This window comes from Arthrobacter sp. CJL-S3 (genome assembly GCF_056711635.1).
Map to the genome: position 1 here is coordinate 4,396,079 of NZ_CM160046.1, position 7,594 is coordinate 4,403,672.

General features: G+C 62.3%; 8 protein-coding genes. All 8 read right to left on the reverse strand.

Translation table 11 applies throughout. From position 1 onward, the window contains the following. Positions 1-1,425: 1,425 nt before the first annotated feature. The 8 genes from AC06G6_RS20185 to rpmH all read right to left on the reverse strand — a co-directional run bounded on the left by AC06G6_RS20185 (position 1,426) and on the right by rpmH (position 7,131). Positions 1,426-2,652, reverse strand: coding sequence for a ParB/RepB/Spo0J family partition protein (locus AC06G6_RS20185; protein WP_479825129.1), 1,227 nt, complete (start codon positions 2,650-2,652; stop codon positions 1,426-1,428). A 68-nt stretch (positions 2,653-2,720) separates the two neighbouring features. Next, positions 2,721-3,785 carry a ParA family protein gene (locus AC06G6_RS20190; RefSeq protein WP_479825131.1) on the reverse strand — a complete coding sequence of 355 codons (1,065 nt, stop codon included), beginning with the start codon at positions 3,783-3,785 and terminating at the stop codon, positions 2,721-2,723. Between the two features lie 86 nt (positions 3,786-3,871). After that, complete coding sequence (rsmG, locus tag AC06G6_RS20195) at positions 3,872-4,522, reverse strand: 16S rRNA (guanine(527)-N(7))-methyltransferase RsmG (protein WP_479825133.1); 651 nt, start codon at positions 4,520-4,522, stop codon at positions 3,872-3,874. A gap of 17 nt (positions 4,523-4,539) precedes the next feature. Beyond that, entirely contained in the window at positions 4,540-5,157 is a 618-nt protein-coding gene (locus AC06G6_RS20200) for a Jag family protein (RefSeq protein WP_479825135.1), read from the reverse strand. Then, positions 5,157-6,137, reverse strand: coding sequence for a membrane protein insertase YidC (gene yidC / locus AC06G6_RS20205; RefSeq protein ID WP_307457150.1), 981 nt, complete (start codon positions 6,135-6,137; stop codon positions 5,157-5,159). Before yidC ends, AC06G6_RS20200 begins: the two co-directional genes overlap by 1 nt. Before the next feature lie 16 nt (positions 6,138-6,153). Further along, the gene (gene yidD / locus AC06G6_RS20210; RefSeq protein ID WP_479825137.1) at positions 6,154-6,549 is read right to left on the reverse strand and encodes a membrane protein insertion efficiency factor YidD; all 396 of its coding nucleotides are present in this window, start codon (positions 6,547-6,549) and stop codon (positions 6,154-6,156) included. Then, on the reverse strand, positions 6,542-6,952 hold the full coding sequence (gene rnpA, locus AC06G6_RS20215; protein WP_479825139.1) for a ribonuclease P protein component: 411 nt from the start codon (positions 6,950-6,952) through the stop codon (positions 6,542-6,544). Before rnpA ends, yidD begins: the two co-directional genes overlap by 8 nt. A gap of 41 nt (positions 6,953-6,993) precedes the next feature. Then, positions 6,994-7,131, reverse strand: coding sequence for a 50S ribosomal protein L34 (gene rpmH, locus AC06G6_RS20220; protein ID WP_003800212.1), 138 nt, complete (start codon positions 7,129-7,131; stop codon positions 6,994-6,996). Positions 7,132-7,594 lie beyond the last annotated feature (463 nt).

The window sequence follows — 7,594 nt, forward strand, 5'->3', positions numbered from 1 at the left end:
GGCCTCGCCCACGGCCAGGCTCCGGGCGGCAGCCACGCCGCCCCTGAAGGCCGCGGAGCCCTGGTGGAGGTCGGCAGAGCGGCGTCGGCGGGAGGCATCTCGAAGGCGGTCAGGCGTCACGGATGCGATCAGCCAGCTTTCGGTCTGCGGCACGGCCCGCGCCACCGCCACAGTCCACGAAGACCCACACAGGGGCCTACGGCTCCGTGGCGTCCCTCGGGGGAATCATTAGCTCCACCCCGACCGCTACGGCGTAGGAGACCATCCCGGTCGGCAGCGGGCGCGTGGCAGAGCCCAACGCAATGACCGCGTGGCAGCGCCCGCCGCTATGACACCGACGGCGGACCCAACTCACGCCCCTTCTAGGAGCATTAGGGCTTGCGGCACCCAACTCCCATTGAGAGCCGGAACCACCGGACGTTTCACGTGAAACCCAGGCTGCCCACACGATCCAGCACCCCACCATTCCCATGTTTGATGCCGATCGTGAAATTCGTCCTGTACGTGCGAACGTGCGCGCATACGGCGTGACTGGCCGGCCGCACCGTGTCGAACCTCGTTCCGGACCCGGAACGAAGGATCGTTTCTTGAGCGGATAGGAACTGCGCTGCAGGCTCCTCCGACCAAGCTCAGTGGAGTGTTTGCACGTCTACCCCTCGGCGACGCGTCTCTATGACCGCTTCGACTTGTCGTGCCAGAACCGGAATTACGCGTCGGGGTGCCACCGTGTTTCACGTGAAACACTCGGGTACCCGTTCGTCACGGGCAAACCGATTCGACGACGACCAGGAGAGAGACTCTGCACCTTTTACGCTGAACGAAGAGTAAAACTCAGGGGACTGGCGGGCAGGGCTAGGCGCCCCGACAGTGCTCCCGCACAACGGTCGAGGATAACGCCGAGACTGACCCTCTGGATGTACAACCTGTAGTGATGCCGGCAATTCCCTCACGGTTAGCGGTGTATTCCGGTAGTTGACGGCCACGCGACAAGGAATGAATACCGGCAGGGATCAACCCATGTGCCGGAATCTTGGATGACGTTAGCTTCTGGTTCCGGTTCCCGGAAGGCGGATACTCCCGAACGTTCCGAAATGCGGCTGCCACCCCGTGCATAGCTTCTGGTTTCACGTGAAACGTACGGATCCCTGTTCCTTGTGGAAAACCAGATGAAGGGGTGAGAAGAACAACCAGGTCTCCAGCCTGCTGTTATGCCGGCTCTTCGCCTGATTGGCCGTGGACTCCACCGGCACCAACTACGGTGCCAGGAATCCTTCGGAATCAGCGGAGCGGTTCCTTTGGTACCGCTTTGGTACCGCACGGCATCCAGCGTTTACGAAGATGAGTTTGGGCGGGCTGACACAACACCGCCAACAACAAAGGGACCTGTTTCACGTGAAACAGGTCCCTTCGCCGACGTTCCGGGGGCTAGCTCGGGGACCCCGGAGTCAGGACATCCATGATCCGGTTGAGGTCCTCCACGCTCGCGAATTCGATACTGACTCGTCCCTTGCGTGCTCCGAGGGAGATTTTAACGTTCGTATCGAGGCGGTCAGAAAGCGAGGACGCCAGGTAATCGAGTCGCTCGTGCCGCGCCCCGGGGCGCGGAATGTTGTTCTTCGGAGTCGCCGAGGGATTCTGGTAGAGCGTCACGGCCTCCTCGGTTGCGCGGACAGACATGCCTTCAGCGACGATCTTCTGCGCCAAGCGTTCCATGGCGGCCGCATCCGGGAGTGCCAGGAGTGCGCGGGCGTGTCCGGCCGAGATGACGCTGGCGGCCACACGGCGCTGGACCAGCGGCGGAAGCTTGAGCAGACGGAGCGTATTGGACACCTGGGGGCGTGAACGTCCAATGCGGTCGGCCAGCTGTTCGTGGGTGGTGCCAAAGTCCTCCAGCAGCTGCTGGTACGCGGCGGCCTCTTCGAGTGGGTTCAGCTGGCTCCGGTGCAGGTTTTCCAGCAAGGCATCGCGGAGGAGGTCGTCGTCGGTCGTATCCCGGACAATGGCGGGGATGGTTTGAAGGCCCGCGGCCTGCACCGCCCGCCAGCGACGCTCGCCCATGACGAGCTCGTACGGTTCTCCACCTTCTTCAGTTGAAGTTCGGACAACAATTGGCTGGAGGACACCGATCTCACGAACCGAGTGAACCAGCTCCGCCATGTCGTCCTCATCGAAGACCGAGCGCGGCTGCTTGCGGTTCGGGTGGATGTCGGTGACCAGGATTTCCGCAAAGCGGACGCCGGGTACCTCCACGAGTTCGACACCCTGATGCTCAGTCGAGGGGACCGGTTCGTCGGCAGCCGGCGGCCGGGCGGCCGCAACAGCTGCTGCTGCGGGCGTCTCACCCTTGGCCGCGGATGTCTTCCGGGGCGTTGCCTTCTTGGCCCCGGACACAGATTCCGCGTCCGGCCCGTCAGAGGGACCAGCCGGTGCCGGCGAGGACGTGGGCGACTGCGGCTTTGCAGTTTCCACCGTCCCGGGACGTGTGGCCTTTTCTTCCGTAGCCGCGGCCTCGACAGCCGGTGTCCGCTTTCGAGCCTCCGGAAAGAAAAGATCCACGGGACGGGACGGCGCTGAACCGTTGCCGGCAGCCGCAGCGGAACTTGGAATGAGTGCCCCAAGCCCACGGCCGAGGCCGCGTCGCTTATCGCTCATGGATAAATCCCTCCATTGGTAGAGCCTGGCAGCACCGGGCTCTAGCTAGTGCAATTCTCGAAAAGATTCTAACGTTCCGCGATTTCGGCTGCGGCTTCCAGATAGGACAGGGCACCGCTGGATGAGGGATCGTAAGTCATCACGGTCTGCTGGTAGCTGGGAGCTTCGGAAATACGCACCGAACGGGGGACGACGGCGCCGAGAACCTGCTCGGGGAAGTGTTCCCGCACCTCTGCCGCCACCTGGGCGGCAAGGTTTGTGCGGCCATCGTACATGGTCAACAGGATCGTGGAGACGACAAGATCCGCGTTCAGGTGCTTCTGGATCATTTCGATGTTCTTCAGCAGCTGGCTCAAACCCTCAAGGGCATAGTACTCGCACTGGATCGGGATGAGCACCTCGCTGGCTGCACAGAAGGCGTTGACGGTCAGCAGCCCCAGGCTCGGCGGGCAGTCGATGAAAATGTAGTCCAGCCGCTCTTCACCGTTCTTCGCCCGCTCCTTGGCGTACACGTCAATCGCCCGGCGGAGACGCTGCTCGCGGGCAACGAGGCTGACCAGTTCGATTTCGGCGCCGGCGAGGTGGATGGTAGCGGGCGCGCAGATCAGCTTGGCGATGTCCGGGCAGGGCGCCACAACGTCCTGCAACGGGATGTCGTTGATGAGCACGTCGTAGATGCTGTCGACGTCGGCGTGGTGTTCAATTCCCAGGGCAGTTGAGGCATTGCCCTGCGGATCGATGTCGATGACCAGCACGTTCAAGCCTGCAGCGGCCAGGGCGGCGGCGATGTTGACCGTGGTGGTCGTCTTGCCCACTCCACCCTTTTGGTTGGAGACGGTGAAGATGCGCGTCTTCCCCGGCTTCGGGAGGGGGCGGCCCAGGAGGCGTTCCCGGCGTTTGTTCTCATGGGCGAGCTCGCGGGCGATGGGGCTGGAGTCGTCGATAGTGTCCAGGACGTTCCCGGTCGCAGCAGATGTTTCACGTGAAACGCCTGCCATTCCGGTTGTCTTCGCAACCGATGTGGTGCGATTTCCGGAGTGGGCGGGAGCGACTGCGGGCGCAGTGAAGGCCCGTGCGGACCCCAGGGACACAAACGGGGGAATCCGTTGTGTGGAGGCTTCGCTACTGGTCACTGTGACACACTCACTCTCGTTCGGCTCTTTCTGCCGGTTACTAGCCTAACCTCTTACCCTTGGCGTCCGAGGGCAACGGGCTGATGCTAGGAAATCTTTTGAGGCTTATTCACAACGATTCGGACTACGGTTGTGGGTTCTTCGAGGAGGTCCTCGCCCACCAGTACAACGGAAGTCTGCGTACCGCCAAGCTTCCGGATCACCTTGGCGGCTTTTTCGATTTCCTCGCCGGCGCTGCGTCCTTTGATCGCGACAACTTCGCCTTTGCCGGCCAGCAGCGGAATGGTCAGTCCCGCGAGGTTGGAGAGGGCGGAAACGGCGCGTGCCGTGACGACGTCGGCGTTCACCATACCAACCGCAAGCTCGGCGCGGGTGCGCATGATCGTGACGTTGTCGAGGCCGAGGTCGTCCACGACTTCCTGGAGCCAGATGACGCGGCGTTCGAGGGGTTCGATCAGGGTCAGTTCCAGGTCCGGTCGGGCAATGGCCAGGCACAGTCCGGGAAGGCCGGCGCCGCTGCCGACGTCGGCCACATGGCTTCCCTGGGCAATCTGGCTCTCGATGACGGCACAGTTCAGCACGTGCCGGCTCCACAGCCGGGGCACTTCGCGGGGCCCAATCAGGCCCCGCTCCGTTCCCGATGTGGCCAAATGTTCCACATAGCGCTTGGCCAGGTCCAGCCGGTCCCCAAAGATCTTCTCGGCGGCCTGCAGTTCGGCGGGGCTAATTTCAACCATCAAGCTATCCGGCGGCTTCAGTCTGCGGAAACGACGATGTGGCGGTCGGCGCCTTCGCCTTCGGACTCGCTGATGAGCCCCAGGTCGGCAACGGCGTCGTGCACAATCTTCCGTTCGTAGGCGCTCATCGGTGCCAGAGCCACGGTCTCGCCGGACTCTTTCACGGAGGCGACGGCGTCTTCGGCAATCTTCTGCAGCTCGCCGGCACGCTCCGAGCGGTAGCCGTTGATGTCCAGCACGAGCCGGGAGCGGTTCTCCGTCGCGGAGAGCACAGCAAGCCGGGTCAGCTCCTGCAGGGCTTCGAGGACTTCGCCGTCCTTGCCGACGAGGCTGTCGAGGCCGGCTGATTCTTCCTCAGCCACGATCGAGATGTAGGTGCGCCCGTTGCGTACTTCAATGTCGATGTCGCCGTCGATGTCGGCAATGTCCAGCAGTTCCTCGAGGTAGTCCGCCGCGACGTCGCCTTCTTCTTCCAGGCGGCTGGCGGAAGTGCCCTTGTCCTCGGAACCCTCGGAATCTTCGGCTCCGGCGTCTGACTCAACGTCCTGCTCGGTATCCTGGACTGCACTCAGGGCGTCGTCCTGCTCTTCGATGGCTTCGGCGGAAATAGCGTGTTCGGTGCTCTCGGCGGACATTACTTCCTCTTCCTGTTCTTGCGTTGTGGCTGGACGCGCTGGCTCTTGGCCACCAGGGCCGCGGCGGCGGCAGCTTCAGCGGCCTCGGCCTCGGCTTTCTTGGCGCCCGTCAGCGGCAGCGCCGGCAGGCCCTTGGCGGCACGGCGCTCGGCCAGGGCCTTGGCCGCCGGGGATCCCGGCGTCGGCATGCGGCGGATCACGAAGAACTGCTGTGCCATGGTCCAGAGGTTGGTGGTGGTCCAGTAGATGAGGACGCCGATGGGGAAGTTGATGCCGCCCACGCCGAAGACGATCGGCAGCACGTACAGCATCATCTTCTGCTGTTTCATGAACGGGCTGGCCATGGCCTCTTCGGACATGTTCTTGGCCATGATCTGCTTCTGCGTGATGAACTGCGAGGCCGTCATGGCCAGGATCATCACGATCGAGAGGATCCATACCGCGACCACGTTGCCGCCGGGAGGAGTGCCGTGCAGCAGGGTGGCGGAAAGCGGGGCGCCGAAGATGCTGGATTCGTCGAACTGCACCACTTGCTCGTGGCTCATGGCGCCGATGCCCTTGCCGCTGTCCGCCGCCGTCGTGATGCCGGAGAGCACAGTGAAGAGGGCGAAGAAGAACGGCATCTGGATCAGCATGGGAAGGCACGCCGAGAACGGGTTGGTGCCGTGCTTCTTGTACATGGCCATCTGTTCCTGGGCCATGGCCTGGCGTGACAGCTGGTCGGTCTTGCCCTTGTATTTGTCCTGCAGCTTCTTCAGATCCGGCTGCAGGAGCTGCATGCCGCGCTGGGCCTTGATCTGCTTGACGAACACGGGAATCAGGGCGGCGCGGATCACCAGCACCAGCCCGATGATGGACAGCGTCCACGTCCAGCCGTTGGCGGCGGGCATGCCGATGGCGCTCAGGCCATCGTGGAAGACCACCATGATGGCGGACACAAGCCACTTGAACGGAAACATGATTGTTTCAAAGAAATCCATACGATATCCCTATTCGTTAGGCCGCAGAGCGGCCTTCTCCATCAGTCTGAGCAGCCAGGTACTTGTCCGGATTGTTCAGCACAACAATTGTGGGGGTTCGGTCTGCGGGCCACTCGCAGTTACCGGCGGGGACATGGTCCACACCGCCGGCATTCCAGGGATGGCAGCGCACCAGACGCTTGGCCGCCAGCCAGCTTCCCTTGACCGCGCCGTGGACCGTGATCGCCTCAAGGGCGTAGGCCGAGCAGCTGGGGAAGAAGCGGCAAACCTGGCCGTAGAGCGGTGAGATCACCTTGCGGTACGCCAGGAGCAACAGGATGAGGATATTGCGGGGCAAGTTCCAGAGTGCCCGGCCCAGCCATACTGCTGCGGATTTTGCAGGAGGGACGACGGCGGCAGTTAAGTTACGCACGCGGGGTCCCTTCCTGTGTTGTCTCGTAAGAAACTGAAGAAGCAGCCTTTGGAAGGCGGCTGCCCAGCCGTTTCATGTTGCTTTCCAAGGCGGCGTCATAGTCTGACTGCAGCTGCTGGAAGCTGGCACCCGCCGCGGCGGGCAGGGCCCGGACCAGGATCGCGAACCCGCTGCCGTACTGCTGCAACGACAAGGCGCCGACTTCTCTCAGTCTCCTCTTAACGAGGTTCCTGACAACAGCGTTCCCGACACTCTTGGAAACGATGAATCCGATCCGGCTTGGTTCATCGGCAGCGAGAGCTGCCGTATATAACACTACGTTCCGGCGTCCATTGCGGACACCGGAACGTACGGTTGTTGAAAAATCGGTTGATGTCCTCAGACGGTTGCGGGTGGCCAGCACCTTTACACTCGCACAGGGATGTGGACCGACGAGTCAGTTATTTAGGCCGACAGCTCGGTGCGACCCTTGCCACGACGGGCTGCCAGGATGGCACGGCCGGCACGGGTACGCATACGAAGGCGGAAGCCGTGCTTCTTGGCTCGACGGCGGTTATTCGGCTGAAAAGTCCGCTTGCTCACGTTAGTTACTCCAGTGGGATCAAAGGTGCGCCCACCCGATCAAGGGGAAGAACTGGTCGACGCTAAGTTTTGTATGTGCCGCTTCCCTCGACTCGCAAGACGCTGGGCGTCGGGTGAGATTCAAATGAGGCGAAAAGCGTACACATGGGACTTCACAACGTTAGGGCTTGCCGCCCTCCCGAGTCAAACCGGGGGTCGCGCCGCAGACTTTCCACAGTTGTGGCTAAGTGCCGCCCCGGCCTGTGGATGAACTGCGTCACGGGCCCCGTTTTCGAACTACACCAGTGTGATTATCCACAGGACAGATCCCAGCTATCTTCTAGCCTTTTGATCCCCTACAGTGGCTCAGTAACCCATTATCCACGGACTGTGCATAACCCTGTGGATTATCCGGGGGTCCAGTGCGCTGGATCGACCGCGCGGCTGCAGGTAATGAAGGCAAGCAAGTTTGAGGAACTGATTG

What these genes read in the sequence shown, in the direction of transcription:
- rsmG (WP_479825133.1), bottom strand. Translation starts at nt 4,522, where the DNA reads ATGGTTGAAATTAGCCCCGCCGAACTGCAGGCCGCCGAGAAGATCTTT.
- AC06G6_RS20185 (WP_479825129.1), bottom strand. Translation starts at nt 2,652, where the DNA reads ATGAGCGATAAGCGACGCGGCCTCGGCCGTGGGCTTGGGGCACTCATT.
- yidC (WP_307457150.1), bottom strand. Translation starts at nt 6,137, where the DNA reads ATGGATTTCTTTGAAACAATCATGTTTCCGTTCAAGTGGCTTGTGTCC.
- AC06G6_RS20200 (WP_479825135.1), bottom strand. Translation starts at nt 5,157, where the DNA reads ATGTCCGCCGAGAGCACCGAACACGCTATTTCCGCCGAAGCCATCGAA.